27 protein-coding genes and 1 tRNA gene are annotated in these 26,680 nt (G+C 45.4%); 15 read left to right on the top strand and 13 right to left on the bottom strand.

What is annotated here, in order from left to right:
• The first annotated feature begins 30 nt into the window (after positions 1-30).
• Both GWR56_RS10955 and GWR56_RS10950 read left to right on the top strand, forming a co-directional pair.
• Entirely contained in the window at positions 31-1,215 is a 1,185-nt protein-coding gene (locus GWR56_RS10955; RefSeq protein ID WP_162431283.1) for an ABC transporter substrate-binding protein, read from the top strand.
• The gene (locus GWR56_RS10950; protein WP_162431282.1) at positions 1,212-2,390 is read left to right on the top strand and encodes an RsmB/NOP family class I SAM-dependent RNA methyltransferase; all 1,179 of its coding nucleotides are present in this window, start codon (positions 1,212-1,214) and stop codon (positions 2,388-2,390) included. Before GWR56_RS10955 ends, GWR56_RS10950 begins: the two co-directional genes overlap by 4 nt.
• A gap of 228 nt (positions 2,391-2,618) precedes the next feature.
• Here the strand turns inward: GWR56_RS10950 and GWR56_RS10945 are convergent, their stop codons facing one another.
• The 3 genes from GWR56_RS10945 to GWR56_RS10935 all read right to left on the bottom strand — a co-directional run bounded on the left by GWR56_RS10945 (position 2,619) and on the right by GWR56_RS10935 (position 5,954).
• Positions 2,619-3,188, bottom strand: a complete 570-nt coding sequence (locus tag GWR56_RS10945; RefSeq protein ID WP_162431281.1) for a MarC family protein — start codon at positions 3,186-3,188, stop codon at positions 2,619-2,621.
• A gap of 4 nt (positions 3,189-3,192) precedes the next feature.
• A complete protein-coding gene (locus tag GWR56_RS10940; protein WP_162431280.1) occupies positions 3,193-4,362 on the bottom strand; it encodes an MFS transporter in 1,170 nt (389 codons plus the stop codon).
• A 71-nt stretch (positions 4,363-4,433) separates the two neighbouring features.
• Positions 4,434-5,954 (bottom strand): amino acid permease, encoded by a 1,521-nt coding sequence (locus tag GWR56_RS10935; RefSeq protein ID WP_162431279.1) that lies wholly within the window; start codon positions 5,952-5,954, stop codon positions 4,434-4,436.
• Between the two features lie 293 nt (positions 5,955-6,247).
• On the opposite strand from GWR56_RS10935, the gene GWR56_RS10930 reads away from it, so the two are divergent.
• Positions 6,248-6,448, top strand: a complete 201-nt coding sequence (locus tag GWR56_RS10930; RefSeq protein ID WP_162431278.1) for a hypothetical protein — start codon at positions 6,248-6,250, stop codon at positions 6,446-6,448.
• Positions 6,448-6,705, top strand: coding sequence for a type II toxin-antitoxin system RelE/ParE family toxin (locus GWR56_RS10925; RefSeq protein WP_162431277.1), 258 nt, complete (start codon positions 6,448-6,450; stop codon positions 6,703-6,705). Before GWR56_RS10930 ends, GWR56_RS10925 begins: the two co-directional genes overlap by 1 nt.
• On the opposite strand, the gene GWR56_RS10920 is transcribed toward GWR56_RS10925, so the two are convergent.
• Both GWR56_RS10920 and GWR56_RS10915 read right to left on the bottom strand, forming a co-directional pair.
• Positions 6,702-6,983 carry a hypothetical protein gene (locus GWR56_RS10920; protein ID WP_162431276.1) on the bottom strand — a complete coding sequence of 94 codons (282 nt, stop codon included), beginning with the start codon at positions 6,981-6,983 and terminating at the stop codon, positions 6,702-6,704. The two genes, GWR56_RS10925 and GWR56_RS10920, sit on opposite strands and share 4 nt — an antisense overlap.
• A 78-nt stretch (positions 6,984-7,061) precedes the next feature.
• A complete protein-coding gene (locus tag GWR56_RS10915) occupies positions 7,062-9,299 on the bottom strand; it encodes a sodium-translocating pyrophosphatase (protein ID WP_162431275.1) in 2,238 nt (745 codons plus the stop codon).
• 149 nt (positions 9,300-9,448) lie between these two features.
• Between GWR56_RS10915 and GWR56_RS10910 the strand changes: the two genes are divergently transcribed.
• The 4 genes from GWR56_RS10910 to GWR56_RS10895 all read left to right on the top strand — a co-directional run bounded on the left by GWR56_RS10910 (position 9,449) and on the right by GWR56_RS10895 (position 13,268).
• Positions 9,449-10,885, top strand: a complete 1,437-nt coding sequence (locus GWR56_RS10910) for an APC family permease (RefSeq protein WP_162431274.1) — start codon at positions 9,449-9,451, stop codon at positions 10,883-10,885.
• Positions 10,857-12,272: a D-alanyl-D-alanine carboxypeptidase/D-alanyl-D-alanine-endopeptidase gene (gene dacB / locus GWR56_RS10905; protein WP_162431273.1), complete on the top strand. Its 1,416-nt coding sequence runs from the start codon at positions 10,857-10,859 to the stop codon at positions 12,270-12,272. Before GWR56_RS10910 ends, dacB begins: the two co-directional genes overlap by 29 nt.
• 64 nt (positions 12,273-12,336) lie before the next feature.
• Positions 12,337-12,579, top strand: coding sequence for a hypothetical protein (locus GWR56_RS10900; RefSeq protein WP_162431272.1), 243 nt, complete (start codon positions 12,337-12,339; stop codon positions 12,577-12,579).
• Positions 12,561-13,268, top strand: coding sequence for a 2OG-Fe(II) oxygenase (locus GWR56_RS10895; protein ID WP_162431271.1), 708 nt, complete (start codon positions 12,561-12,563; stop codon positions 13,266-13,268). The genes GWR56_RS10900 and GWR56_RS10895 overlap by 19 nt, the downstream gene beginning before the upstream one ends.
• 324 nt (positions 13,269-13,592) lie before the next feature.
• Here the strand turns inward: GWR56_RS10895 and GWR56_RS10890 are convergent, their stop codons facing one another.
• Together GWR56_RS10890 and GWR56_RS10885 are read right to left on the bottom strand one after the other, a co-directional pair.
• Entirely contained in the window at positions 13,593-15,149 is a 1,557-nt protein-coding gene (locus tag GWR56_RS10890; RefSeq protein ID WP_162431270.1) for a CotH kinase family protein, read from the bottom strand.
• Between the two features lie 166 nt (positions 15,150-15,315).
• Positions 15,316-15,552: a hypothetical protein gene (locus GWR56_RS10885; RefSeq protein WP_162431269.1), complete on the bottom strand. Its 237-nt coding sequence runs from the start codon at positions 15,550-15,552 to the stop codon at positions 15,316-15,318.
• Between the two features lie 252 nt (positions 15,553-15,804).
• On the opposite strand from GWR56_RS10885, the gene GWR56_RS10880 reads away from it, so the two are divergent.
• Positions 15,805-16,527, top strand: coding sequence for a DoxX family protein (locus GWR56_RS10880; RefSeq protein ID WP_162431268.1), 723 nt, complete (start codon positions 15,805-15,807; stop codon positions 16,525-16,527).
• Between the two features lie 12 nt (positions 16,528-16,539).
• On the opposite strand, the gene GWR56_RS10875 is transcribed toward GWR56_RS10880, so the two are convergent.
• From GWR56_RS10875 to GWR56_RS10865, 3 genes are all read right to left on the bottom strand, one after another.
• Entirely contained in the window at positions 16,540-18,765 is a 2,226-nt protein-coding gene (locus tag GWR56_RS10875; protein ID WP_162431267.1) for a bifunctional alpha,alpha-trehalose-phosphate synthase (UDP-forming)/trehalose-phosphatase, read from the bottom strand.
• Positions 18,766-19,070: 305 nt separating this feature from the next.
• The gene (locus tag GWR56_RS10870; RefSeq protein ID WP_162431266.1) at positions 19,071-19,454 is read right to left on the bottom strand and encodes a hypothetical protein; all 384 of its coding nucleotides are present in this window, start codon (positions 19,452-19,454) and stop codon (positions 19,071-19,073) included.
• Positions 19,455-19,580: 126 nt separating this feature from the next.
• Positions 19,581-19,653 (bottom strand) — tRNA-Phe (locus GWR56_RS10865).
• A gap of 269 nt (positions 19,654-19,922) precedes the next feature.
• Here GWR56_RS10865 and GWR56_RS10860 point away from each other — a divergent pair.
• The 3 genes from GWR56_RS10860 to GWR56_RS10850 are packed head-to-tail and all read left to right on the top strand — an operon-like array spanning position 19,923 to position 22,441.
• On the top strand, positions 19,923-21,221 hold the full coding sequence (locus GWR56_RS10860) for a (Fe-S)-binding protein (protein WP_162431265.1): 1,299 nt from the start codon (positions 19,923-19,925) through the stop codon (positions 21,219-21,221).
• Between the two features lie 3 nt (positions 21,222-21,224).
• Positions 21,225-21,653 carry a DUF2750 domain-containing protein gene (locus GWR56_RS10855; RefSeq protein WP_162431264.1) on the top strand — a complete coding sequence of 143 codons (429 nt, stop codon included), beginning with the start codon at positions 21,225-21,227 and terminating at the stop codon, positions 21,651-21,653.
• The gene (locus GWR56_RS10850) at positions 21,653-22,441 is read left to right on the top strand and encodes a (Fe-S)-binding protein (protein ID WP_162431263.1); all 789 of its coding nucleotides are present in this window, start codon (positions 21,653-21,655) and stop codon (positions 22,439-22,441) included. The genes GWR56_RS10855 and GWR56_RS10850 overlap by 1 nt, the downstream gene beginning before the upstream one ends.
• 162 nt (positions 22,442-22,603) lie before the next feature.
• Here the strand turns inward: GWR56_RS10850 and GWR56_RS10845 are convergent, their stop codons facing one another.
• Together GWR56_RS10845 and GWR56_RS10840 are read right to left on the bottom strand one after the other, a co-directional pair.
• A complete protein-coding gene (locus GWR56_RS10845; RefSeq protein WP_162431262.1) occupies positions 22,604-22,906 on the bottom strand; it encodes a hypothetical protein in 303 nt (100 codons plus the stop codon).
• A 12-nt stretch (positions 22,907-22,918) separates the two neighbouring features.
• On the bottom strand, positions 22,919-23,089 hold the full coding sequence (locus GWR56_RS10840; RefSeq protein ID WP_162431261.1) for a hypothetical protein: 171 nt from the start codon (positions 23,087-23,089) through the stop codon (positions 22,919-22,921).
• A gap of 46 nt (positions 23,090-23,135) precedes the next feature.
• On the opposite strand from GWR56_RS10840, the gene GWR56_RS10835 reads away from it, so the two are divergent.
• The 3 genes from GWR56_RS10835 (at position 23,136) to GWR56_RS10825 (ending at position 24,684) form a co-directional block, all read left to right on the top strand.
• Positions 23,136-23,618, top strand: a complete 483-nt coding sequence (locus GWR56_RS10835) for an ABC transporter ATPase (RefSeq protein ID WP_162431260.1) — start codon at positions 23,136-23,138, stop codon at positions 23,616-23,618.
• A gap of 47 nt (positions 23,619-23,665) precedes the next feature.
• A complete protein-coding gene (locus GWR56_RS10830) occupies positions 23,666-23,953 on the top strand; it encodes a YciI family protein (RefSeq protein WP_162431259.1) in 288 nt (95 codons plus the stop codon).
• A 116-nt stretch (positions 23,954-24,069) separates the two neighbouring features.
• Positions 24,070-24,684 carry a YdeI family protein gene (locus GWR56_RS10825; RefSeq protein ID WP_162431258.1) on the top strand — a complete coding sequence of 205 codons (615 nt, stop codon included), beginning with the start codon at positions 24,070-24,072 and terminating at the stop codon, positions 24,682-24,684.
• A 26-nt stretch (positions 24,685-24,710) separates the two neighbouring features.
• On the opposite strand, the gene GWR56_RS10820 is transcribed toward GWR56_RS10825, so the two are convergent.
• The gene (locus tag GWR56_RS10820; RefSeq protein WP_162431257.1) at positions 24,711-26,615 is read right to left on the bottom strand and encodes a sensor histidine kinase; all 1,905 of its coding nucleotides are present in this window, start codon (positions 26,613-26,615) and stop codon (positions 24,711-24,713) included.
• Between the last annotated feature and the right edge of the window lie 65 nt (positions 26,616-26,680).

Below are 26,680 nucleotides of genomic sequence, written 5' to 3'. Positions count from 1 at the left end.
TGGTTTATATTTGTTTTAACGGCGCTGATAATGGGTGCGTGTTCGCCCAAAGTGCGTACTGTACCTACACCGGTAGTAAAAACAAAAACTGAAAAAAATCCGAAAAAATCAGAGAAAATTGAAGAAAAACCGGTGAAAATACCGGAGATAAAAACCGCTGTCATATCACTGATACTTCCCCTGGGATTGGACCATGCTGCGGCCGGTCAGAAGTATACTTCTGCAGGTTTAAAATCGGCTAACATGTCGGTTGAATACTACCAAGGTTTCAAGCTGGCGCTTGATTCGATAACCGCTACAGGGGCCAACTTCAGGCTGCAGGTGTTCGACAGCAAGGCAGATGCCGCGCAGGCGCATAGCCTGGGCTTAAACCCGCAGGTTAAGGCAAGCGACCTGATCGTTGGCCCGGTTTTCCCTGATGATATCAAAAGCTTTACTTCGGCATTAACTGGCTGGCGCAAGCCCATCGTATCGCCGCTATCACCCGCATGGCCGGCCACATACAAAAACGAAAAGTTGGTTACCATTACGCCGCCATTGGTTTACCATGCAACAGGCGCGGCTACGTATATAGCCAAAGAGATCAAACCCAAAAAAGTATTTATACTCACCTCGGGCTTTAGCGAAGAAAAGCAATACACCTCGCCTTTTAAGCGCACTATTGACAGCCTGGGCAAACGGAAGATCCAGGTAGTTACCATCACGGTTTCGCGTGGCAATTTAGCGCCGATAATGGCTCAGCTATCGCCGGATAAGGAAAATATATTTGTGGTGCCCTCTACCAAACAGGCTTTTTTAACGGTAACGCTTAGGGCGTTGAGCAACCTTTCAAAAAGTTATCCCGTGGTGGTATTTGGCCACCCAAATTGGGATAAATTCGCGTTTTTAAAGGCCGCGCTTTTACAAAGCCTGAACACCCACATCACCTCTACCGATAAAATAGATTATAAAGGCGCTGAAACAAATAACTTTTTACGAAACTACCGCAGAGTTTACCACGCTGAACCTACCGAATTTGCCATAAAAGGCTTTGACCACGGCATGTATTTTGGCAAGCTTTTAGCCGATGGCGAAGACATGAACAAGCCCGATCTGGATGATTTTACCGGCATACACAACAGCTTTCATTTTGTAAAAAAACCCGGGCTGGGGTGGATTAATACCCACGTGGATATACTTAAATACGAAGACTTTGAGTTAAAGAAGGTACAATGAAAGCCACTAACCAGTTAAAGACGTTTCAGCGAATATTAGGGGACTACCCTGCCGATACGCCTTTAGGTAAGTTTTTACCCGGCTTTTATCGCCAGAACAAACAAATGGGGTCTACTGACCGGCGCGTAGCAGGCAGACTTATCTATAACTATTTTCGCCTGGGCCGTGCACTCCCCAATTTGCCTGCCGAAGACCGCTTGATGGTAGCCGAGTTTCTGTGCAACAGCCAATCAAACTCGTTCCTTCAACACTTTAAACCCGATTGGGCGGCCTGTGTTGGTTTTACTATCGACGACAAAATAAACCTGATAAAAGCCACTTATCCCGATTTTAACCTTGAAGATGTGTTCCCTTGGGTACCGCAGCTTTCCGCCGGAATTGATAAAGACGCTTTCCTCAAATCTTTTTTTATACAGCCTGATCTGTTTATCCGTGTAAACAAGGGCTTTGAAACACAGGTAAAGGCCGAACTGACCAAGGCCGGAATTACCTTCAAAGATGAAGGTAACGGCTGCTTATCTATGCCTAATGGTACGAGGCTCGAAAACATCTTCCCCAAACAGCACTTGTTTGAGGTTCAGGACCTGTCGTCGCAGCAAACGGCCAATTATTTTAAGCCCCAGAAATGGGATAGCTGGTGGGATGCCTGCGCAGCATCGGGTGGTAAATCGTTGTTGCTGCATAGCCTGCAACCCGATATAAAACTGGTGGTGTCTGATATCCGCGAATCTATCCTGGCCAACCTCGATGAACGTTTTCAAAACGCGGGCCTGCGCAAGTACCAGAAAAAGGTAATGGACCTTACCGAGAACAACGAGCAACTTTTATACAACTACGAATTTGACGGCATTATACTGGATGCGCCCTGTAGCGGCTCGGGCACCTGGGGCCGCACACCCGAGATGATCAGTCAGTTCGATCTGCATAAAACCGACTTTTTTAAACGCCTGCAGCAAGCTATTGTTACCAACGTTGCCAAACACCTTAAACCCGGCAAGCCGCTTATCTACATCACCTGTTCGGCCTTTAAAGCCGAAAATGAAGACGCGGTGAACTTCATCACCAAACAACTGGGCTTGCAGCTGGAAGAAATGAAAGTATTAACCGGTTATGAAAACAAGGCCGATACCATGTTTGTGGCAAGGATGATAGCCCCCTTGCGTGCAGAAGGGTAGTTTTAGAATAACATATCGTCATGCCGGATTTATTTCGGCATCTCTCATGCAAATCAAACACCGTGCTAACCTGTCCTGAGGTTCCTGAAACAAGTTCAGGACGACTTTGAACACGCCTTATTGCGAGGTACGAAGCGACCTTCCGGACTATACATAAACTTTGCATACGTCTTGTCTATCGGAAGATTGCTTCGTACCTCGCAATGACGGGCCGTTATGATTTGAGGCTTACAACCCGCTATTACTCCTGAACAGCTTTATCGCGATAGCTAATAGTATCACACCGAACGCTTTGCGCAGGATGTGCAGGCCGGTTTGGCCAAACAGCTTTTCGAGCCATTTTACGTTTTTGAGTACCAGGTAAACAAATATGGTGTTCAGCACAATGCCTACAATGATGTTCTGGGTTTGGTACTGCGATTTAAGGGATAACAGGGTGGTCATGGTACCGGCGCCGGCTATAAGGGGGAACGCGAGCGGAACGATTGATACCGATTCGGGCATCTCCTCTTTAAAAAAGTTTACGCCCAGCACCATCTCCAGCGCGATGATAAATATTACGATGGAGCCCGCTATTGCGAATGAGGAGATATCCAGCCCGATCACGGCCAGCAGTTCATCGCCCACAAATAAAAACGCAACCATCAGCACCAATACGGCAATGCTCGCCTTTTCCGATTCGATATGCCCCGCCTTTTGGCGCAGTTGTATAATTACAGGGATAGCGCCAAGTATATCAATAATGGCAAAAAGGATCATCGTAACAGATAACACCTCTTTAAAGATAATTGGATGCATAGGTTTAGCTTGTTTTTTCTTTTGAAATTAAACGAATACTAAACAAAAGTGCAATTAAAATATATAAAGATGATAAAAAGAATATACTATGTACAGAAATTGCTGTAACCAGCCCTGCCGTTACCGGCCCCAGCGTTTGCCCTATCGAGGCGTACGACTGATTGATACCCATTACCTCGCCGCGCTCGCTATCGTCGTTGTGGTCGGCTATAATGGCGTTTAACATAGGGTTGCGCAAGCCGTTAAACAACCCATAAATACCAATTGCTATGGCAAACAGCAACAGCGCTGTGGCAAACCCCGCCAAAATCATCATGCCCAGGCAGCAAATAGTTGATAGCAAAAGTATCACCGCCTGCGATGGTATTACTTTTTTTACCGCCGGAACCAGCATTTGCATCAGTATACCGCTTACTCCAAAACCGCCGTAAAAAAGGCCTATTTGGGTAGGGTTAAGTTTAAGTTGGTCAACGCTAAAGGTTTGGAAACCTATAAGCATGGTAAACTGCGCCATGGTGAGTAAAAACCCGGTAAATATAGCCGTGCCGATAACCGGCTTTTTTAATACCGTATAAAGCGATATAAAGCTAAAGCTATGTTTTTGCTTTGCTTTACTCCCTTTTTTCTGATTGGTTTCCTTTAGTAAGAACAGCGTGAGCAAAACGCCGATAATGGCAATACCCGCCGCAAAAAAGAACGGGACCTTTAACCCGAACTTGCTAAGCAGGCCGCCAATGGCCGGGCCTATTACAAAGCCGAACCCAAATGCCGAGCCCAGTATCCCAAAGTTTTTGGCCCGCTCTTTTGGCGTCGAAATGTCTGATATCATAGCCTGTGCTACCGAAATGTTACCGCCGGTTAAGCCATCCAGTATGCGGGCGGCAAAAAGCATAAAAATGCTGTTGGCCAATCCAAACAAAACAAATGACGCAGCAGTACCAATAAGGCTGAAAACCAGCAAAGGCTTGCGCCCCCACTTATCTGACAGCGAGCCTAGTACGGGGGTGGCAAAAAACTGCGCTACTGAAAATGCCGCCGTAAGCAGGCCGATGGTATGCTCTGTTATGCCAAACTTTTTTCCGTAAGGGTACAGCAACGGTATAATAATACCAAACCCCATAGAGTTGATAATAGCAATAACTACAAGTACCCAAATTATACGGTTGGCTTTCATCCCATACAAAAGGGTTCAAAACAAAAAAGGTTCTGCAATTGCAGAACCTTTTTGCTGATGTAATAAAATAATTACTGTTTTTCGAAATCTGAGGCTTTAGGCAATATATCGCCCGCGGTACCTAGTTTGCTATGTTTTTTGCTGTAGCCAAAGTAAATCAAAAGCCCGGCTATCATCCAAACCAAAGCGCTGATCTGCGTTTCGTGAGGTAAACCAATTATCATAGCCGCGCAAACAATAATACCTAAAATAGGCACCAATGGTACAAGCGGGGTTTTAAATGGCCTTGGCAGGTTCGGATCGGTTTTGCGGAGTAAAATTACACCCACACAAACCAGTATAAAGGCAAACAGAGTACCTATCGACGTTAAGTCGCCGGCTACACTGCCCGGCACAAATGCCGCGAAAGCACCAACAAATATGAACAGGATCATATTGCTTTTGTATGGGGTCCTGAATTTTGGGTGAAGGTCTGAAAATACTTTTGGCAATAAACCATCGGTAGACATGGTGTAGAACACCCTCGACTGACCCATCAGCATCACCAGGATAACTGACGAGAAACCGGCAAGGATAGCCACAGTAACCATGGTAGACAACCAATTGTAACCGTGCATGTAATTACTGATAGCATAGGCTACCGAAGCTTCTTTACCTGATTTCATGAAATCGGTATAAGGCGCAACGCCGGTTAATACCCATGAGAACAATATGTAAAGAATAGTACATACCACTAACGAACCTAATATACCTATAGGCATATCGCGCTTAGGGTTCTTAGCTTCCTGAGCGGCTGTTGATACGGCATCAAAACCGATAAAGGCAAAGAACACCACACCGGCACCGCTTATAATACCCCCCCAGCCGTGGTTAAAGAACGGCGCATAAGAATATGGCTTACCATTTTGTTGAATAATGTCCGGCGCATTATCAGGAATAAGGTATGGCGTGTGGTTAGCAGGGTTAATAAACTGCCAGCCTATAGCAATAAACACCAATACAATAGCCACTTTAATAAATACGATGATACCGTTTACGGTAGCAGACTCCTGCGTACCTTTTATTAATAACAGCGATAATATAACAAGTATCAATAAGGCAGGCAGGTTGGCAATACCATGCACACTGTGCCCGTTTACCATGATAGATTCCATTGGGGAGTGGCACCACTCATACGGTATCTTCCCGTCGAGGAGTTTATTGGCATACTCGCTCCAGCTTATGGATACCGTTGCCGCACCAAGTGCATACTCCAATATTAATGCCCATCCAATGATCCAGGCAACAATTTCGCCCATGGTTGCGTAGGCGTAAGTATACGCGCTACCTGCAATAGGGATAATAGAAGCAAATTCGGCGTAGCAAAGGCCCGCGAACGCGCAGCCGATAGCCGCCACGATAAATGACAGGGTAACTGCCGAACCGGCGTGTTCACCGGCAGCAGCAGCGGTCCGTACGAACAAACCTGCGCCAATAATTGCACCAATACCCAAAGCGATAAGGCTACCCGCGCCAAGCGTGCGCTTCAGGCTTCCTTCCGTATCAACCGTACTGGTTAGCTGTTCAATAGATTTTTTTACAAATACCTTCATGTTTTAATTAATAAGATCAGTTATGATAGTCTTGAAATCAGTTTCCCCCAAACGTACTTAAATTTATTGAAAAGTTAAAGAGCAGAATGTAACAACAGTATTGATGATTTATACAGAATAAAAGCTTGTGATTATGAGCAGTTTAAAGTTTGTTTTTTATCCGCAAACTATACTGGTTGAAAACACTAAGCAAGGTTTGTATGTCTGATAAAATCTCCGCTTAACAGGCAGTAATTAACAGATTACGAAAACAATTATAATTTTATTAAATTTACCTATCAAACAATTGTGCTATGCTTGATTTAGTGAAGCCCCAGTATATTACTGATGAGAATGGCAAGAAGATCTCAGTTATCCTGCCAGTGAGCGAATACGAACGCCTAATTCAGGAGTTAGAAGATGCTGAAGATGTTAAGCTTTACGACGAAGTAAAAAACCTGCACGAGCCATCCACCTCATTTGATGAATATGTTAAAAAACGCCGCGCAAAATAATGGCTGTTTATAACATTGCTATATCTAAGTCTGCACAAAAACAATTAAATAAATTACAGGAAGATATTGCAGACCGTATTATAGAATCCATTTATGAATTAGCCAATGATCCGCGCCCTACCGGCTGTAAAAAGCTAAAAGGCCGCGAAGCCTATCGCATCAGGGTTGGCAACTACAGGGTGATCTATGAAATATTCGATAAGGTTTTACAGATAGATATTATCGCCTTAGGGCATAGAAAAGATATTTATAACTAACCTACAGGCAACCCCCTTAATATAAACCACGGTGTCAGCACCAAATTCATCAATATCATAACCACACCTAAAGCCTTGTTGAACTTACCGCCGGTACGTATCAGCATAATGCCTGTCACTATCCCTCCTGCCAACAACATGGCGCCATCAAAGTAGAGCAGGTAGTCGGTTGTTGGCGGTTGGATATCCAGCTTAAATACGTCGAATATATCCGGCAGGTAAAGGTAGATATCATAGAGGCAAAGGGCGTAAAGGATGATCTGGCTAAAGGCTTTCATTTATGCTAATATAAATCTTTCCCCAAAACAAAAAAGCCCCCCGAAAATCGGGGGGCTTTCCATATACTTTAAAGATGCTTAGATTTTTTTATCTACATGTATCTGGTGTACATTCATTGATTGTACTTTCTCTTGTTTCTGCATCATTTTGCTGGTGTTATCGGCGCTGTTCAGGTGCGGCGCGATAACCAGCGATACGATTGACATTAGCTTGATCAGGATATTCATCGACGGGCCCGAGGTATCTTTAAACGGATCGCCCACGGTATCACCTGTTACCGATGCTTTGTGCGGCTCAGATTTTTTGTAGTAGATCTCGCCGTTTATCTCAACACCTTTTTCAAACGATTTTTTTGCGTTATCCCATGCACCGCCTGCGTTGCTCTGGAAGATCCCCATCAACACGCCCGATACGGTAACACCGGCTAGCAAACCACCCAATACTTCGGGACCGAATGCAAAACCGATGATGATAGGGGTAATTAAAGCGATAAGGCCCGGTGCAACCATCTCACGGATTGAAGCCTTGGTCGATATCTCCACGCATTTTTCATACTCAGGGCGTGCCTTGTACTCCATAATGCCCGGTATCTCGCGGAACTGGCGGCGAACTTCTTCAACCATGGCCATTGCCGCACGGCCTACTGCCGAGATACACAAGGCCGAGAAGATGAACGGTATCATACCGCCCACAAATAAACCTGCCAAAACGTTGGCTTTATAAATATCAATATGCTCGATACCGGCAACACCCACAAAAGCCGCAAATAAGGCCAGTGAGGTTAACGCGGCAGACGCGATAGCAAAACCCTTACCTGTTGCAGCGGTAGTGTTACCTACGGCATCCAGGTTATCTGTACGGCCACGCACTTCTTCGGGCAGGCGGCTCATCTCGGCAATACCACCGGCGTTATCGGCAATAGGGCCAAACGCGTCGATAGCTAATTGCATGGCCGTTGTTGCCATCATACCTGCAGCAGCGATAGCCACACCGTACAAGCCTGCAAAAAAGTAAGAACCATAAATACCCGCAGCCAATACCAGGATAGGCAACACGGTTGATTCCATACCAATAGCCAAACCACCAATAATATTGGTTGCATGGCCGGTTGATGATTGTTTAATGATGCTCAGCACCGGGCGTTTACCCATTGCGGTGTAATACTCGGTGATGATAGACATTAAGGTACCTACTACCAAACCTACCAGGATAGAACCAAAAACACCGTTTTTGGTGAACACTAACGAACCTGCTTTAATCGCGCCGTTCGCATCTTCGTCACGTAGCATGTGGAAACTATCTGCAGGCAGCATCCATTGTACCACAAAATAAGTAGCAACTGCTGTTAACACAATTGAAGCCCAGTTACCTATGTTAAGTGCCTTTTGTACGCTATCTGTTTCTTTTGATATTTTAACCATTGATGCACCTACTATCGAGAATATCAATCCCAGGCCTGCAATAACCATTGGTAACAATACCGGGGCAATACCACCAAAACTATCATGCGATACAATTTCGCGGCCCAGTACCATGGTAGCCAGCATAGTAGCCACGTACGAACCGAATAAATCGGCGCCCATACCGGCAACGTCACCTACGTTATCGCCTACGTTATCGGCAATGGTGGCAGGGTTACGCACATCATCCTCGGGGATACCGGCTTCAACCTTACCTACAAGGTCGGCGCCCACATCGGCAGCTTTGGTGTAGATACCACCGCCCACACGGGCGAAAAGCGCGATAGACTCGGCACCTAACGAGAAGCCCGCTAACACATCAAGCGCTTTAGCCATAGCCTCGCCGTTAACGGCTTCGCCCTTACTCGTTACGTACATGGTATAAAATACAATGAATAACGAGCCTAAACCTATGATAGCCAAACCTGCAACGCCAAGCCCCATAACTGTACCGCCGGTAAAGGATACTTTAAGCGCTTTGGCAAGGCTTGTTTTAGCTGCTTGTGTTGTACGTACGTTTGATTTTGTAGCGATGCGCATACCCAGGTAACCTGCAAACGCCGAAAGGAACGCGCCTATCAAAAACGAAACTGCAATTATCGGGCTCGAGGTAGCAACGGTGGTACCGCTCCAGGCAAGTAAAACACCGGCAACTATTACAAAGTAGCTTAGTATTTTCCACTCGGCACGCAAAAAGGCCATTGCGCCGTCGGCAATGTAACCGGCAAGCTGGTTCATCGAGGCATCGCCTGTTTCCTGACTGGTAACCCATGCCGATTTTATCGCCATCACAATGATCCCGATGAGGCCCATTACAGGTATTAAATAAATTAAGTAATTGTTCAGAAGATCCATATGTTAAATTTAGTGTTTAGTTAGTGCTTGATCAGTTTTTGCAAAAAGCTTGCAAATATAATTGGTTGCCGCAAAATATAAATTAATTTCTTTACAATAGTCTGTCATTTAAAGTTTTTGAATAGTTTAGTAGTTTAAACTAAACCCTAATGACTAAGGAAACTTCTAAACCTCATTTAAAGCACGAACTAAGCCTGCTGGATGGCACCATGCTGGTGGCAGGTTCTATGATCGGCTCAGGTATTTTTATTGTAAGTGCTGATATCACGCGTAATGTGGGCTCGGCAGGCTGGCTGATAGCCGTATGGCTGATAACCGGCTTCATGACACTTACTGCTGCATTAAGTTACGGCGAACTAAGCGCTATGTTCCCCAAGGCGGGTGGCCAGTACATTTACCTTAAAGAGGCTTATAATAAACTGATCGCTTTTTTATATGGCTGGAGCTTTTTCGCGGTAATACAAACCGGTACTATAGCCGCCGTGGGTGTGGCATTTTCCAAATTTACCGCCTATCTGATACCTGCGGTAAGCGAGGATAATATTTTGTTTGATGCAGGGTTTGTAAAGATCAGCGCGGCGCAGATAGTGTCTATCGTGCTGATATTCTTCCTTACATTTATCAACACAAGGGGCGTTAAAGGCGGCAAACTGATACAAACCACCTTTACCTTAACCAAGTTATTAAGCTTATTCGGATTGATCATTTTTGGTTTCCTGGCCTTTAAGAGCGATATCTGGACCGCCAACTGGGCCAACGCCTGGGATATGCACAAACTGGCCAAGGATGGCACCACAACTGATTATACCATGAGCGCCGCCCTGGGTGCTATCGCCATAGCGATGGTGGGTTCTATCTTCAGCAGCGATGCCTGGAACAATGTAACCTTTATAGCCGGCGAAATGAAGAACCCTAAGCGGGATGTTGCGCTAAGCCTTTTCTTCGGCACCATGATCGTAACCATCATTTATGTATGCGCCAACATAGTTTATACCGGTGTGCTTTCCCTGCATGATATTGTTAATGCCGATAAAGACCGTGTGGCCGTGGCTGCATCCTTTGTGATATTCGGCAGCAAGGGTGCCCTTGTTATTGCGGTGATGATCATGATCTCAACCTTTGGATGCAACAACGGGTTGATACTTGCCGGATCACGGGTGTATTATTCAATGGCTAAGGATGGCTTATTCTTTAAAAGGACAGGCACTTTAAACAAATTTGACGTACCCGAGTTTGGCTTATGGATACAGGCCGTTGTGGCCTCGATACTTTGCTTAAGCGGTAAATATGGCGATCTGCTGGATATGATATCGTTTGTGGTAGTATTATTTTATGTGCTTACCATCATCGGCATATTTATCCTGCGTAAAAAAATGCCAAATGCCGAAAGGCCTTACAAAGCATTTGGCTACCCTGTGCTGCCTTTGGTGTACATTATAATGGGATTGGCTTTTTGTACGTTATTAATTATTTACAAGCCAGATTTTACCTGGCCTGGTTTAGGCATCGTTTTAATCGGTATCCCTATTTATTATATATCACAACGAAACGTTACTAATGAGGATAAAACGGAAGTGGTTAGTTAGTATTTTATTTATAGCAAACGCTGCGGGGGCGCAAACCCTGCAGCAAAATTTACAAAAGGCATTTACCCGTTTTCAGCAGGACGACCAGTGCCGCTATGCATCTGTATCGTTAACCGTGCTGGATGCCAAAACCGGCGAACAGGTATTTGCTGTAAACCCTGATATGGGCCTTGCGCCCGGCTCAACGCTAAAAACGGTTACCAGTATAACCGCTTTTAATGTTTTAGGTAAAGATTTTCAGTTTCAAACGCAGGTGGGCTATACAGGCACCATCAGCGCCAACGGCACCCTTACCGGCGATATCATCATCAAAGGCGGCGGCGACCCTACCCTGGGCAGCTGGCGCTGGGCATCAACCCGCGAAGGCGTAGTTTTAAATACCATGGTTGCCGCGCTTAAAAAAGCTGGTATTAAAAAAATAAAGGGCTGCATTATCGGCGATAACGGCGTTTTTAAAAACCAGTCTATCCCCGATGCCTGGATCTGGCAAGACCTGGGCACCTACTACGGCGCGGGTATAGCCGGCCTTTGCTGGCGCGAAAACCAGTTTGATATTACCCTGCACACCGGCCCTGTGGGCAGCCCCGTTAGTGTATCCGGCACCATCCCAGCTACCAATTACCTGCAATATAAAAGCGAGCTAACCAACGGCGAACCAAAAACCGGCGACCTGGCTTACTCGTATTTACCCGCCTTTGGCAGCAAGGTAATGTACCTGCGCGGCACCTACGCGGTAGACCAGACCAAAAAGCGCATAGCCGCCGCTATACCCGACCCGGCATACGATGCAGCCCTGCGCCTGACTGATACACTTGAGCGTATTGGCATTACGGTAAGCGGCGAGCCTGCATCGTCGGTTATGCTGGCAGATAAGGGGAAAACTGTTGCCGAAGCAACAAAAAATGTTACTGCCATACAATCGCCCGAATTAAGCAAGATCGTTTACTGGCTCAATCAAAAAAGTATTAATCTGTATGCCGAGCAACTGCTGGCCACCATTGCCGTTAAAGCCGGCAAGCCCGCCTCTACCACCGACGGCGTGGACATAATGAAAGATTTTTGGGAACTGAAGGGCATTGACAAACGCTCGATGAATATTTTTGACGGCAGCGGTTTGTCCCCACAGGATAGGATCACCACATCAACCATGGCGCGCATCCTGCAATCAGCAAAAAAAGAGGCGTGGTTCAGCGATTTTTATGAGAGCCTGCCGGTATACAACGATATGAAAATGAAAAGCGGCAGCATCAACAGCGTGCAGGCCTACGCGGGCTTTCAAACGCACAATGGCCGCCAGCTTTGTTTCTCTATCATGGTAAACAATTATTATGGCCCTGGCAGCGGCATCAGGGCAAAAATGTTTAAGGTGCTGGATGAGTTGAAATAGATACCCCCTACCCCCTGAAGGGGGAATAGGAACAAAACGCGTCATTGCGAGGAGCGATAACGACGTGGCAATCTTCGACATGCTTGTAGCCGACTTTTCTATTGAAGAAAAACGCGTCATTGCGAGCGATAGCGTGGCAATCTTCGACACGCTTATAGCCGACCTTTCTATTGAAGATTGCTTCGTACCTCGCAATGACGTGGCCGGAAAGTGGTGTGGTAAAATACCGCAACTTTCGGGTTTCATCGGTGATGTTAGCGCACTACATTTGTTTCAAAACACAGCAGTATGGATCTACAGCAAATAATTTCAGGGGTTGACTGGGCCAGGGTAACCCAAAGCATGCACATCAGGGGTTATGCTAAAATACCGGGCATATTATCGGCTAACGAGTGCGATGAACTGGTTAGCCAATACGCGCAACCTGATCTTTACCGCAAAACCATCGTAATGGAGCACCATGGTTACGGGCTTGGCCAGTATAAATATTATAGCTACCCGTTGCCGGGCATAGTGCAGCAACTTAGGGAGCAGGTGTACCCGCACATTGCCCCCATCGCTAATAAGTGGATGGAGGTTCTAAATATCGATAAACGGTTCCCGGATACCTTATCCGAACTTACGCAGCTCTGCCATCAGCATAACCAGCTACGCCCAACGCCTTTAATATTAAAGTATAACCAGGGCGGCTACAACGCCCTCCACCAGGACCTGTACGGCGAGGTTTACTTCCCCATGCAGTTGGTAGTATGCCTTAACCAACACGGCAACGATTACGATGGCGGCGAGTTTGTATTGGTAGAACAGCGGCCAAGGATGCAATCGAAAGCGACAGTATTAAGCCCCAACAAAGGCGACATGTTGTTATTCACCACCAACTTTAGGCCGGTAATGGGCAGCAAGGGTTATTATCGCGTTAATATGAAACATGGGGTAAGCGAAGTAACCCGCGGCGACAGGCATACGCTGGGCGTTATTTTTCATGATGCCGCCTGATGGCTGTAGCGCAAAGCTTAGTGATACGGTTGAGAAAATAACGGCGTATTTAGGAAGGACTGCCTGTCCGCAACTAGCGATAAGTTCGAAATGATTACGTGATGGGCTATTTTACGTTTTAAATGGGGTGTTTTAACCCGTAATTAACGCCAGCAGCAATTTATTTTAGCAGTGTTACTAATTAAAGTAACTAACCTCATAACTAACCCGGGTAATCCAGTGTTTGATATGAGCAATGCCGTATTTTGCGGCATATTACAAAGCCCATATCCGGTAAGTTGGGGGATTTACCGGTATGGGCTTTATCGTTTTATCTTTAATATCTTAATAGGTCGCTATCTCCGCATCTATCCAGGCTATACGCTGCATCAGGAAATCCTTTGCATAAGCCACTTCCAGGTCGTAGTTACCCAACACCACAGCGTTCGGCCAAACATATTTATCCAATATAGGCCATTTGCTAAAATTTTGCTGCTGCGATAGCTTCAGGTAAGCCGCATTGTCGTCAATATCCTTAAAAATAGCTTCAACCGCCGTACTGCGTATCTCGTTCCAGCGTTTTTTAACCTTGCTCCTGAAGGTCACATCCTTAAACAGCCGTACCATCCACGTGGCATCGCGTATGTACCAGCTCTTAGGGTCTTTTGCTGGCGAGTAATCTACGTTACCGCTGCTAAGGTCAAAATCCCAAACGGGGCCCATGTGTAACTTGCCCTTGCGTTCTTTATAATAAAATATACTGCTAAAATCCCGGGCATCCTGATTTTTAACCACCTCTTCAACAAAAAACCAGTTCATGAACGAATTTACATCAATATATTTGGCATAACCGTTCACGGGGTCGTTAGCGTTATCTGCAAACAGGGCATCCTCAGTATCCTGGATATACTTTTTTATATATTTAAGTTGTGCGGGGGTAGTTTCTTCGGGCGATTTAAGGGTGAATGGCAGGTTCTTTTTTGTTACGAACCAAAATTTCTCGTCTTTACGCTGGTCCAGTTCCAACAAATAGCCGCCGGTCAGCGCATCGCCACTATTATCATTTTCGGTCATTTCAGTAATATTCACCCTGTTCTCGTGTACCTCAACCTGGCTGGTCAGCAGGTAATTACCCAAAAACTTCCCGTTCATAACCACCTCAACAAAACGGCTCTGCGGTGCAAAATCCGATCCTATGCGGCGGGCAAACTCAAATGCTATACGGGTACGCATTAAGGTCTTATCATCGTAGTTGGCCAGCAACACCCAATTTTTAGCGGCGGGCATCCCCAGCATGGCGGCCTTATCATTAAATTTTAAACGATATGGTTTTTTCGGGAATTCTGACCAGGTTGAGTTACCGCGGCCTTTTATTTTCAGTGGGATGCTCAATTTCTCCTGCTCAAAACTATTGTTGGGGTCAACGTCTACCTTACCGGTAACATAGTCATCTTTTGATACAACCGGGCCGTTGGTGGTAAGGTATAAAACAGGGATGCCTGTAAAAACCTTAACCGTAAAGCGGTAATTTCGTGTAGTGCCCTTGGCAGATGTAAGTGTATAAATTACAGGCTTGCGCAAGTCGACAGGGGTTTTTCCGCTTACCTGTAAAGTATCGTTTTTGGTGACTGTTGAGTTTTGAGTAGTAAAGGTTACCACCAGCTTTTTACTCAGCTTTTCCATCTGTGGTATAACCGCGGTTATCTGGTCGTCTGTAATGTCGCAAACAACGTCTTTGGTAATAATGCCGGGGTTTTTCTTTGCTTCCAGCTTTACCGATGTAAACGAAACACTATCGGGGGCAACAACCGGCGGCTTTGGCTGTGTTTTTATAGTTACCTCTTTTTTACAACCGGCTATAGCCGCGGCAATCAACAAAAACAATGCGTATTTTTTAATCATAATTTATTAGTGGGCCGCGAAGGTACTAATAAACAACAACTTATAATTAAAAAATTTTCACAAATCAGATGCATTGATTTTCCCGGGGTGTTCCCGCTACTTGTACTTAAACGTAACCCGGCATACAACCATAAACAAGCAAAGAGGGGCGCTGCCTGTTCTTAGCTTAAAAAGCTATTTTGCGCCTTAGCAGTATGCTGTCTATCCGTTTACCGATGGCGTTTACTACGTGCTCGTCTAAAAAGTCTTCGTTACGCTGCATCCATTCGCTTCCGATCTTAAAAAGCATAGCTACTTTACCATCGGCGAACTTAACGTTCCACACATGCCAGGTTTTAAAATACGCGCTTGTAATGTCGATGAGTTGCAAGGTCCCGTCGGGTAGTTTTATTTTGTGTCTCATAGCTTGTAGTTGTAGAGCGATGTTCTACATAGACGATGAAAAACATGCTGATATTGTTTAATGTTTGTTAACTGATTGTCTGATTTGGCACTTTTCGCCTAACACGTTAATTTTCAAACCAATAATTTTATACCACAGTATCACCACCCCTAGCGATAAGGAATGAATAAACATCCGGCAGAAGAAATAATTTGTAAATTATATAAAAATTATAACTTTGTATTTCAAAGTACTTTTATCAAACTCACAACAATGCTTTCATATCGTCTTGATCAGCTGCACGCCCGCGCAAAGGGTAATAAATGGTTGCGCTACTTTTCAGTTTTCAACCGGATAGCCCTGGCAGCAGGCTTTATCCCATCGGGATTTATTAAGATCATGGGCGAGCGGTTTACCTCGTTATCTAACAACCACCCCATGGGGCATTATTTAGAAGCCCTGCACCACACCGGCTATTATTATACATTTATTGGCGTTTTACAGGTTACAGCAGCCATACTACTACTTATCCCGCGTACTGCGGTGCTTGGTGCGCTGCTCTATTTCCCTATAATATTAAACATTTGCATTTTGTCGTTCGCGGTGCGGTTTGATGGGTCGCTCCTGTCGTCGCCTTTAATGGTGCTGGCAAATTTGTACCTCATAGGCTGGAATTACGATAAGATCAAATACATCCTGCCGTTTTATGAGCCGTCAAGCGCTAACCAACCACCGGTAAAACCCGTTATCAGCGAAAAATTCCCTGTCCGGTTTTTCGCCGGTGTATTTGCTACGGTTGTTATGGTAGCTGCCGTAGTTGGTAACTTGTATAGCATCAGGCCGCGTAATACACTGGCGGAATGTAATGCGCAATGCAACAACAGTAAAAACCCTGGCGCCTGCAACATTTTCTGCGATTGCATCCATCAAAAGGGCAAGCCGCTTGATAAATGCCTCGACGAATATAACAAGGCGTTAAAAAGCGGCGGCAAATGATTTGTACTTACCTTAATTTTTTACTACTTCCGGGTATTCAACCATTGTTTGCAACAGCGATTGTACCTGGTAAGGCGAGTAAATGTTGTAGTGTGCAAATGACGGGGTATCGCCTACTTTAATAGTGCAGGCCGCTTTTACCGTTGTAAGTATTTTAAACATATCCTCATCTGTCTGGTCGTCGCCGAGGCATAAAATATGGTCGTAGTTTTTTGTTTTAAGTATCTCCAATACAGCCATTCCCTTATTTATCATCCGGTTCCTCACTTCTATAACCTTATGCCCGTTCAGCACATCAAGCGGTAAAGGGCCTGTATAATTTACCAGTTCCTTATACAATTCGTCGGCCCTGATTTTGGCCTGAAACGGCTCGGCTTTGCGGTAGTGCCACGCCAGCGAAAATTCTTTATGCTCGATAAATGAATGCGGGCACTTATTCACATAGGTTGTCATCAGCTTTTCTACACCTAAAAGGTAATTGTTTTCCGGAACCGTAGTCTTGTTTGTCCATTCAGCGTTTTTCAGCTTCGTTTTTGCGCCATGTTCGGCAATTAGTCCCACAGGCAAATGCCCCAGCCATTTGGTCAGCGTTGTACCGTCCCTGCCGCTTATGATGTAAACGTCGTTACGCTCATCCCTGCCCAATTCTTCCAACACGCTCAATAACTCCGGGGTAGGTTGGGCAAGGTGCGGTTCGCTTGCAAAAGGCACCAGCGTGCCATCGTAGTCCAATAGTATCAACCGCTGTTTTGCGGCTGCATAATCATTTAAAAGCCGTGCGCGGCTAAAGGTATCCAATAATTGCACCGCGTATTTTTCCTGTAAGGTCTTCACTTTGGCCAACTGTTCAAAAAAATCTGCCGCCCAGGTGTTTACATCGTAACTGCCTATACGCTCCTGCATAGCGGTCATCCGTTCGCGTTGCTCTTCGGCAGGCATATTCAGCGCGGTTTTTATGGCAGCGCCAATTCCCTGCTCATCATTCGGGTTTATGAGCAGGGCCTCGGTGAGTTCTTTGGCGGCGCCTGCCATTTCACTAAGTATCAAAACGCCCTGCTGATCTGTACGGCTGGCTACAAACTCCTTGGCTACCAGGTTCATGCCATCGCGCATGGGTGTTATCAGGGCCACATCGCAAACAGTATAAAGCGCTACCAGGTCTTCAAATTCAAGGTGCTGGTATTGGTAAATAATAGGCTTCCAATCCAGCGTGCCAAGTGTACCATTTAAATCGCCTATATACTCATCTATCGCGCTTTTACGGTCCGTATAGGTTTTTATCCCATCCCTGGAAGGCACAATCACCAGCGTGAAAACGATCTTTCCCATATACTCCGGATGTTCCAGCAAAAAGTTTTTATATGCCCTTATACGGTTATAAATGCCTTTGGTATAATCCAGCCGGTCAACAGAAAATAACATTTTCTTATCTTCTTTCAGCTGTAGATAATTCTGACGTTTTGCTGCAACAGCCTCTTGCTCGGCCGCTTCCTGAAAATTTTTAAAATCGATACTGATAGGAAAGGCCTCCACTTTTACGTGACGATCATCCCAAAACACAACAGAGTCCTCTGATTTTAGCTTTAATTCTAGTTCTAATGCCGACAGGAAATACGCTGCATACTCCATAGTATGAAAGCCAATAAGGTCGGCTCCGAGCATGCCGGTGAGCAATTCTCGCTGCCATGTTTTCGGGATCACTCTAAACAATTCATAGGCTGGAAAAGGAATATGCAGGAAAAGGCCGATAGTAAGGTCGGGAAAACGTTTACGCAGCATGCCGGCCAGCGGTAGTAAATGATAGTCATGTATCCATACCACGTCGCCTATCCTTATTTGCGTGGACAGCATCTCTGCAAAGCTCCGGTTTACATCCATATAAGCTTCAAAAGTTTCGGGCTGATACTCTGCGTACGAGGGGAAATAATGAAACAGCGGCCAAAGCAACGAATTAGAAAAGCCATTGTAGTAAGCTTCGTATTGCTCAGCCTCAATAAACACCGGCTTGTATTGGTAATCTGATTGATGGGGTTTAGATGCCACACTCCAGTCTTCTGAAGAGCAGCCTGGCGCCCCTATCCATATTTTCTCGGTAAAGGCATCCTTACCGTCGTTACCTAAATATGCGCTTACCGCGGCAATAAGCCCCCCCGACGATTGACGGCAGGTTAACTCGTTACCGGTTTTTTCAATAGTTAATGGTAAACGGTTCGAAACAATTAAAAGTCTTTTATTCATAGTACTGATATTTAAAGGCGGCTATGCAAACTGCTAAAAGCGGCACATAGCCCTGACTCGCTCAGGCGATGTCATTTTTGTTTGGCGTCGCCGGGCATTAAACGTCGCGCTTGCAATAATCAGGGAATAACCCCGCGCCACTACGTAGTGTCGCGTTATTGCTACATTTTTAAGTGAAATAAGCCCGTTTTGTTTTAATTTGAGCGTAATTACTACAGGTTTTTTACATTGGGTTTAACCGGAAGATAAGTTATGATCAGCAGCGAAACGCCCAACATGATGGTAAACCGTAGTTATCGGCGAGGTTAAAATGGGCTTAGCCGGAAAAGGAAATGATGCAAAGGCGGCGTAAACAGCTTTTCTCCGTACGCTGAAATAATAAGGGCGGAACGGTTTAAAAAGGCAAGTCGCCCAAAAGTTTGTGAAGATAACGGCTGAATGTCATAGTCGAGCAGGCGCGGATTAAGGTATCTGTTGCGATAGCTACCTTTGCGGTCTTCATGCTCAACATTGTCTTTTACTGCATGATCGGAAAGCTTAGGCGGGCTGATATCAAAAAGGATCTCGCCTGAATTTTGAGGTGCGGTTTTACAGCAGGCATCAATAAAACCATCAGTTGCATTAAAGCAAACCAACGCATTTATAAACCATGCAGCAATAAATATGTAAAACCATTTTCTGAACACCATGCGGTGCAAAGGTAGTAAAAACGCGGGAAAGGGTTATTGAAGTGCAAATCAGCGGGATAATAGCATCAAAAACACATTAAATGAAAAAGCCTTTAATCTTTCGACTAAAGGCTTTCTGCTTTTTTGTGGTATCAGCTGGGATCGAACCAGCGACACAAGGATTTTCAGTCCTTTGCTCTACCGACTGAGCTATGATACCGCTCCGTTTAAGGTTTGCAAATGTAGCCTTTTTTTTATTTCTGTAAACATTTTTTTAAACTTTAGTTGTGCAGATCTATCGCCGCCGTGCTGTTCAATTGAATTTCAGGCAATTATAAAGGCAAATAAATCTTATATTTTTTTATTGGTCCACCCCTTCACCCGGTGTTATTTAAACAAATTCTAAGTTTAAAACATTTCGGCAATATCTACCTTTAGATTAAATCAAATACCTACTTTAGCTTTAAATTACTATGCACGCATAATATAATGATCGGACAAATCGTATTTATCATCATTTTGCTTGGGGCTGCTTACCTGTTTGGTAAAAACGTGGCTAAGGTACGCCGCAACATCCTTTTGGGCCGTGATACCGACCGCAGCGACCGCCCTGCCGAGCGGTGGGCCATTATGGCAAAGGTAGCCCTCGGCCAAACCAAAATGGTAAAACGCCCGGTTGCCGCGGTAATGCATTTCTTTATATATGTTGGGTTTATCATCATTAACCTGGAAGTGCTGGAGATAATGATAGATGGCATCTTTGGGTCGCACCGGGTGTTTTCAAAACCCCTGGGCAGCCTTTATGGTTTGCTAATAGGCGGCTTCGAGGTATTGGCGCTGCTGGTGCTGGTATCGTGCGTGGTATTCCTTATCCGTCGTAATGTTCTTAAATTAAAACGCTTTAGCGGCATCGAGATGACCGCCTGGCCAAAATCAGATGCTAATTACATCCTCATAACTGAAATTTTACTAATGACGGCCTTCCTTACCATGAACGCCGCCGATTATAAATTACAGGCCTTACATTTTGGCCATTACGTTACCGCGGGTAGCTTCCCGGTAAGTGAATTTATAGCACCCCTGCTGCCATCGGGCACGGGCGCGCTGGCCGGCATAGAGCGGGGCTGCTGGTGGTTCCATATTATTGGCATACTGGCATTTTTAAACTACCTGCCCTATTCAAAGCATTTCCATATACTGCTGGCATTCCCAAATGTGTATTACTCAAAACTGGAACCCAAAGGCGAGTTCACGAACATGGCAACCGTAACCAACGAGGTTAAGGCCATGCTTGATCCGTCATTTGTACCCGAACCCACCGAAGTAAGCCGTTTTGGGGCAAAGGACGTTACCGACCTAACATGGAAAAACCTGATGGAAGCCTACACCTGTACCGAGTGCGGCAGGTGCACTTCGGTTTGCCCGGCAAATATTACGGGTAAGCTGTTATCGCCCCGAAAAATCATGATGGATACCCGCGACAGGCTGGTGGAAGTGGGCAACAATATTGATAAGCATGGCAAGGATCATATCGATGATAAAACCTTGCTGGATAACTACATTACCCGCGAAGAACTTTGGGCCTGTACCACCTGCAATGCCTGTGTAGAGGCCTGCCCGGTAAACATTAACCCACTGGAGATCATCACCGAGATGCGCCGTTACATTGTGATGGAAGAATCACAGGCGCCTGCAAGCCTTAACAATATGTTCGGCAATATGGAAAACAACGGCGCGCCCTGGAAATACAGCCAGGCCGACAGGTTCAACTGGGCTGAAAAGGAATAAGATATGCAAGCAGAGTTAGAAGCAAAATATATAGCATTTATAGAAAAGGTAGCTGCAACCAAACAGGTTTGGGGCTTAAAAAGTAAAACAGGCTGGGCCAATGCAGAAGCTACAGGTGAAGAAGATACTGCCGTAATCCCATTTTGGAGCGACAGGCCGCTTGCCAAAATCTGCGCCCGCGACGATTGGAAAAGCTACCTGCCCACCGAAATACCGCTGGCCGTTTTTTTAGAAGACTGGTGCATGGGTATGGCCGAAAACGGAACCCTTGCCGGTATAAACTGGGATGCCAAAATGTTTGGGACGGAAGCCGGCGCATTAGTAGTGGCGGTTGATATTTTGAACAGGCTAAGCGCCATTAATTCGGCCATTACCTTTACCAATTACAGCAGCATAAACGAGTTTATAACCGAGATAAGCGAAGAAGAATAATGGAACAGAAGATACCAACAATGGCCGAAATGGCTGCCGAAGGCAAAGAACCCGAGATATTGTTCTGGGTTGGCTGTGCCGGCAGCTTTGACGAGCGCACTCAAAAAATCACCCGCGATATTTGTAAGATATTGCAGCATGTGGGTATCAGCTACGCTGTATTGGGTACCGAGGAGAGCTGCACAGGCGACCCTGCCAAACGCGCGGGTAACGAATTTTTGTTCCAGATGCAGGCCATGACCAATATTGAAGTGCTGAACGCCTACAATGTCAAAAAAATAGTAACCGGGTGCCCGCATTGTTTTAACACGATCCGTAACGAATACCCCGGGCTGGGCGGAACATACGAAGTGATCCATCACACCCAACTGATACAAAGCCTGATCGATGAAGGCAAGCTAAAAGCCGAAGGCGGCGAAAGTTTTAAGGGCCGTAAGATCACCTTTCATGACCCATGCTACCTGGGCCGCGGTAACAACGTATACGAAGCCCCGCGCGCGGCTTTAGAGATTTTAGATACCGAACTGGTTGAAATGAAACGCTGCCGGAGCAACGGCCTATGCTGCGGCGCAGGCGGCGCGCAAATGTTTAAAGAACCCGAACCCGGCAGAAAGGACATCAATGACGAACGCATGCTTGATGTTATTGAAGCCGGCGCCAATGTCATAGCATCCGGCTGCCCCTTTTGCATGACGATGCTTACCGATGGGGTGAAACATATGGAGAAAGAACAGGAAATAAAGGTGCTGGATATTGCAGAGATAACCGTAAGGGCAAACGGTTTGTAAAAGAACAAGGCAGAAGTAACCTCCGATTAAGTTAAAATAGGGGTGTTATAGGTAAGCAAATAGGGTAAAATTAGCTGCTTTAGAAATAAAGCAATAACTAATTTTAATAACCCTAAACCTTATCACTTATTTCACTTTTACAATATCCTTTCCCACATCATTTTACAAACCCCTCCCTTTTAAAAAAAGCAGTGCCTGTTTCAAGCTGTCCACCCTTTGAGGTGGTAACTTTTTCATGGGGATATCCCAACGGGTGGCCATCGAATCGATATCACCTGCAGGGTCTTCATAGGTTTGGTAAATGATATCATCGGCTTGGGTCTTTATTTCGAGGGTGTCGGTAGCAGCTTTGCCGGGCAGGTAATCCAGCGCTGCAAAACGCTGTATGTTAAATGAATAATACTCCTGTTTACCCTGTTGATAAGTTTTTCGGAGACGCATAAAATGATCCGGGGTAAGGATCATTTCGTACTTTTTCTATTTAGGTTCAGCAGTAGCGTCATAGCTTTCATTTAGCATGCGGTTGCCCCAGTTTAACCATTCCTGGTCAGTCATAACGGGCCTGAAACCACCAAAAAAAGGGCATAATAAGGAAATTACTGCAATTATCAGCGCTTTTTTCCCTACCGGCATAAGTGATGTTTGCATGACAACTTATAATAAACCTAAATTAATAAATTGGTAAATTTGCGGTATGGAATTTTCTTCACATTCACGGGTTTGGATATACCAGTCGGACAGAAAACTAACCGACGCGGAAGTGCTGCAGGCACAGGTTTTACTGGATAATTTTACCGCCGGCTGGGCAGCCCACGGCCATAAATTACTTACCAAAGCCGAAATAAGATATAACCGCTTTTTTATACTGATTGTTGACGAAAGCCAGGCCGGCGCAAGCGGCTGCTCGATCGACAGCTCGGTTAACTTTATGAAAAAACTGGAGCAGCAATTCGGCATCAGCCTTTTCGACAGGTTTAACCTGGCTTACCGCGATGGTGAAGAGATACGCTCGGCGCCCCGCCACCAGTTTGAAGAGCTGTTGAAAACCGGCCGGATAACTACCGAAACCATTGTGTTCAACAATCTGGCCCAAAACCTAACCGAACTGCAAACCAAATGGGAGGTGCCTTTTAAAGATAGCTGGCATATACAGCTGTTTGGAGATCTGGTTAATTAACTTATAGTTTCCAATCCCTGGTCATCAGTCACTAATCGCTAATCGGCATGTTCATCATCAACCTCAACTATATCGTACCGCTTGAAGAGCTTGACCTGCACATGGAAGCCCATGTAAAGTATTTGAAGAAGTATTATGCGGCTGACGTTTTCATCATGAGCGGCCGTAAAGTGCCGCGCACAGGCGGCATCATCATTGCCCAGGCCGACTCGAAAGAGATATTGGAGAAGATCATTGCCGACGATCCTTTTTATCAGCACAAACTGGCTGAATTTGAGATAACGGAGTTTATGGCGTCGCAATCGCACCCGGCGGTAAAAAAGGTTTTGCGGTAGCGACATCCATTGTCATCCTGAGGAACGAAGGATCTATCGGCAAGGCATATGTCGGCGATGAGATGCTTCACATACGTTCAGCATGACAATTCTTTGTAATTTATTTATATTGCATCATGGAACAGTACGACAGCCGTATTGATGCGTATATCGAAAAATCGGCAGACTTTGCAAAACCAATATTAACCCACCTGCGCGAACTAGTGCACCGTGCATCGCCCGGGATAACAGAAACCATAAAATGGAGCGCTCCGTTTTTTGAATACAAAGGTGTGCTATGCTTTATGATGGCCTTTAAACAGCACGCCGGCTTTGGCTTTTGGAAAGCCGATACCCTGCCCGACCCGCATGGCATAATACAGGATGAGGGCAATGCGGGCAGCATTGGCAAGCTCGTCACCCTTGCCGACCTGCCCCCAGACGATATATTGATCTGGTACATTCGCCAGGCCATGGAATTAAAAAACATGCCATCGGCCGCTGCGAAAGCTCCTATAAAAAAGCCAGCGCCCAAAGCAACTGTGCTAAACGATACACCCGGTTATCTTACTGAATTGCTCGATAAAAATCCGGATGCAAAGGCCTATTTTGAAAAATTTAGTCCGTCGCAAAAAAAGGAATACATAACCTGGTTTGAAGAAGCTAAAACAGAAGCAACACGCGATAAACGCTTGGCCGAGGGCCTTCAATGGATAAGCGAAGGCAAAACCCGCCATTGGAAGTATAAGTAACGCCCGCACATTACGCTTGGCTCCTACTATGCGGGTACATTAACCGTTACAGTAGTGCCCTTCCCCGGTGCCGAATCGTAAGTGATAGTTCCCCTTAAATACTCGATACGGGTAAGGATGTTTTTTAATCCTATGCCTGCAAAGCCGTCGGGTTTAGCGGCATCAAAGCCTATACCATTATCTTTTATAACGGCGCTGATATGGCCGGCATTACGCTTCAATATAATATCAAGCTGTGTAGCTTTGGCGTGTTTAATTACGTTGTTAACACTTTCTTGTATAATACGGTAAAGCATGGTCTCCACGTTGCTCTCCAGGCGGTCATTAAAACCGGTAGTTTCCAGCTTTATCTTCAGCCTGTCTGCATCAATTTTTTTGATGAAACTCTTCAGATCTGATGCGATGCCCGACCGCAACAGCATATTCGGCATCATCTGGTGCGATATTACGCGCACCTCCTTGCAGCTTTCGTCAACCAGGGCAAGGGTATTTTCCGCTAAAAACCTGTCTTCTTCCCGTGGTATAGTTATCCTGTCGAATAAGCCGTTAAGATTCATTTTAACCGCGGAGAATAACTGCCCAACCCCATCGTGCAGGTCGGCGCCTATGCGTTTGCGTTCATGCTCTTCAGCATCAATAACTGCTTTAGTCAGCATATCCTGATGATGCAGCATTTGCGCCTGCAACAGCGCTTTTTGCTTAAGTTTGTTACGGTTATATACCAGCCCTGCCACCAATAACGAGATCAGGAGCAGCCCCACAACAATGGCTATGGTAGTTTTTTGCTTGTTGATGGATAGTTTCTGAATAGTGTTCTCTTTATTAAGCAGATTTATCTTTTGCTCTTTTTTCTCAGTCTCAAATTTGGTTTGCATTAGGGCTATCTGCTTGTTACTATCCTCGTTAACCAGCGCCAGGCTTATGGCCTGATATTTTTGATGAGCCGCCAGCGCGTTCTTGTAATCGCCCAAGCTTTCGTATATCTGGCTTAATGATTGCCAACCCGATTTTTCGCCCTGTTTGTACTTACTTTCCTGGCTTAGCCGCAGGCCTTTCTTCATCCAGCTCAACGCTGTGTTAAACTCCTTTTTTTCGGTATAAATAGCGCTGATGTTCATGTAGGTATCACTAATTTGCTTTTTATCGCCAAAAAACTCATCCAATTTTAATACCTCCTGCTGATATTTAAGCCCCTTATCGTAATCTTTCATGGCAGTGTAGCAATTGGCCATGTTAGAGTAAACCTGCGATAGTCCCCGGGTATCGTTATGCTGTTTACAGATCAACAGGGCCTCCGCGTCCATCTTTAAGGCCTTTTCAAACTGGCCGCCCTGCCCGTAAACGTTAGCCAGCAATTGCAGGCAACTTACCGTTATGTTACTGTTATTTATTTTTTTGCCCAGCTTAAGGCCCATCAGCCCGTAGCGCTCTGCTTCCCCGGGGTTTTGGTTGTCAAAATAAACCAGGGCCAGATTACCTAATGATGCGCTGATACCCGTGGTATCCTTCATTTTTTCGCGGATAGCGAGGGCTGCAAGGTGGTTCTTAATAGCCTCGCTGTAATTTCCGGTTTGCCAGTAATATACACCCAGGCTGCTATGGCCTTTAGCAACTATTAGCGGCAAGTTATTTTTCCGGGCTAATTGTAAACACTTTTCGGCATATACCTTCATCGAGTCAAATTCGCCTTTAAACGAACTTTGCACAGCCATAAACGAATAAATATTGGCAAGGCCTTTCTGGTATTGTATTTTTTGGGAAATAGCCATCGACCGGTCTATCATTTTTTGGGATTCGGCCGGATCCATACGCTGCAGCTCGAGCGCTATTTTGTAGTAGGTATCGGCTTTTGCAGTATCGGCCTTTGCAGCTACCAATACACGTTTTAAACTGTCGATCTTTTGGTTTTGGGCGAGTGCAAAAACTGGCATGCACAGTAACATCAACAATAACTTTCTCATCAGGGGAATAAGATTTAGTTATTAAAGATATATTA

Origin of the sequence: Mucilaginibacter sp. 14171R-50 (assembly GCF_010093045.1) — a bacterium.
Lineage (GTDB): Bacteria > Bacteroidota > Bacteroidia > Sphingobacteriales > Sphingobacteriaceae > Mucilaginibacter.
Note: the sequence above shows the minus strand (reverse complement) of the source record. Positions and strands in the feature narration are given on the sequence as shown.

What these genes read in the sequence shown, in the direction of transcription:
- GWR56_RS10955 (WP_162431283.1), top strand. Translation starts at nt 31, where the DNA reads ATGGGTGCGTGTTCGCCCAAAGTGCGTACTGTACCTACACCGGTAGTA.
- GWR56_RS10950 (WP_162431282.1), top strand. Translation starts at nt 1,212, where the DNA reads ATGAAAGCCACTAACCAGTTAAAGACGTTTCAGCGAATATTAGGGGAC.
- GWR56_RS10945 (WP_162431281.1), bottom strand. Translation starts at nt 3,188, where the DNA reads ATGCATCCAATTATCTTTAAAGAGGTGTTATCTGTTACGATGATCCTT.
- GWR56_RS10940 (WP_162431280.1), bottom strand. Translation starts at nt 4,362, where the DNA reads ATGAAAGCCAACCGTATAATTTGGGTACTTGTAGTTATTGCTATTATC.
- GWR56_RS10935 (WP_162431279.1), bottom strand. Translation starts at nt 5,954, where the DNA reads ATGAAGGTATTTGTAAAAAAATCTATTGAACAGCTAACCAGTACGGTT.
- GWR56_RS10930 (WP_162431278.1), top strand. Translation starts at nt 6,248, where the DNA reads ATGCTTGATTTAGTGAAGCCCCAGTATATTACTGATGAGAATGGCAAG.
- GWR56_RS10925 (WP_162431277.1), top strand. Translation starts at nt 6,448, where the DNA reads ATGGCTGTTTATAACATTGCTATATCTAAGTCTGCACAAAAACAATTA.
- GWR56_RS10920 (WP_162431276.1), bottom strand. Translation starts at nt 6,983, where the DNA reads ATGAAAGCCTTTAGCCAGATCATCCTTTACGCCCTTTGCCTCTATGAT.
- GWR56_RS10915 (WP_162431275.1), bottom strand. Translation starts at nt 9,299, where the DNA reads ATGGATCTTCTGAACAATTACTTAATTTATTTAATACCTGTAATGGGC.
- GWR56_RS10910 (WP_162431274.1), top strand. Translation starts at nt 9,449, where the DNA reads ATGACTAAGGAAACTTCTAAACCTCATTTAAAGCACGAACTAAGCCTG.
- dacB (WP_162431273.1), top strand. Translation starts at nt 10,857, where the DNA reads ATGAGGATAAAACGGAAGTGGTTAGTTAGTATTTTATTTATAGCAAAC.
- GWR56_RS10895 (WP_162431271.1), top strand. Translation starts at nt 12,561, where the DNA reads ATGGATCTACAGCAAATAATTTCAGGGGTTGACTGGGCCAGGGTAACC.
- GWR56_RS10890 (WP_162431270.1), bottom strand. Translation starts at nt 15,149, where the DNA reads ATGATTAAAAAATACGCATTGTTTTTGTTGATTGCCGCGGCTATAGCC.
- GWR56_RS10885 (WP_162431269.1), bottom strand. Translation starts at nt 15,552, where the DNA reads ATGAGACACAAAATAAAACTACCCGACGGGACCTTGCAACTCATCGAC.
- GWR56_RS10880 (WP_162431268.1), top strand. Translation starts at nt 15,805, where the DNA reads ATGCTTTCATATCGTCTTGATCAGCTGCACGCCCGCGCAAAGGGTAAT.
- GWR56_RS10875 (WP_162431267.1), bottom strand. Translation starts at nt 18,765, where the DNA reads ATGAATAAAAGACTTTTAATTGTTTCGAACCGTTTACCATTAACTATT.
- GWR56_RS10870 (WP_162431266.1), bottom strand. Translation starts at nt 19,454, where the DNA reads ATGGTGTTCAGAAAATGGTTTTACATATTTATTGCTGCATGGTTTATA.
- GWR56_RS10860 (WP_162431265.1), top strand. Translation starts at nt 19,923, where the DNA reads ATGATCGGACAAATCGTATTTATCATCATTTTGCTTGGGGCTGCTTAC.
- GWR56_RS10855 (WP_162431264.1), top strand. Translation starts at nt 21,225, where the DNA reads ATGCAAGCAGAGTTAGAAGCAAAATATATAGCATTTATAGAAAAGGTA.
- GWR56_RS10850 (WP_162431263.1), top strand. Translation starts at nt 21,653, where the DNA reads ATGGAACAGAAGATACCAACAATGGCCGAAATGGCTGCCGAAGGCAAA.
- GWR56_RS10845 (WP_162431262.1), bottom strand. Translation starts at nt 22,906, where the DNA reads ATGATCCTTACCCCGGATCATTTTATGCGTCTCCGAAAAACTTATCAA.
- GWR56_RS10840 (WP_162431261.1), bottom strand. Translation starts at nt 23,089, where the DNA reads ATGCAAACATCACTTATGCCGGTAGGGAAAAAAGCGCTGATAATTGCA.
- GWR56_RS10835 (WP_162431260.1), top strand. Translation starts at nt 23,136, where the DNA reads ATGGAATTTTCTTCACATTCACGGGTTTGGATATACCAGTCGGACAGA.
- GWR56_RS10830 (WP_162431259.1), top strand. Translation starts at nt 23,666, where the DNA reads ATGTTCATCATCAACCTCAACTATATCGTACCGCTTGAAGAGCTTGAC.
- GWR56_RS10825 (WP_162431258.1), top strand. Translation starts at nt 24,070, where the DNA reads ATGGAACAGTACGACAGCCGTATTGATGCGTATATCGAAAAATCGGCA.
- GWR56_RS10820 (WP_162431257.1), bottom strand. Translation starts at nt 26,615, where the DNA reads ATGCCAGTTTTTGCACTCGCCCAAAACCAAAAGATCGACAGTTTAAAA.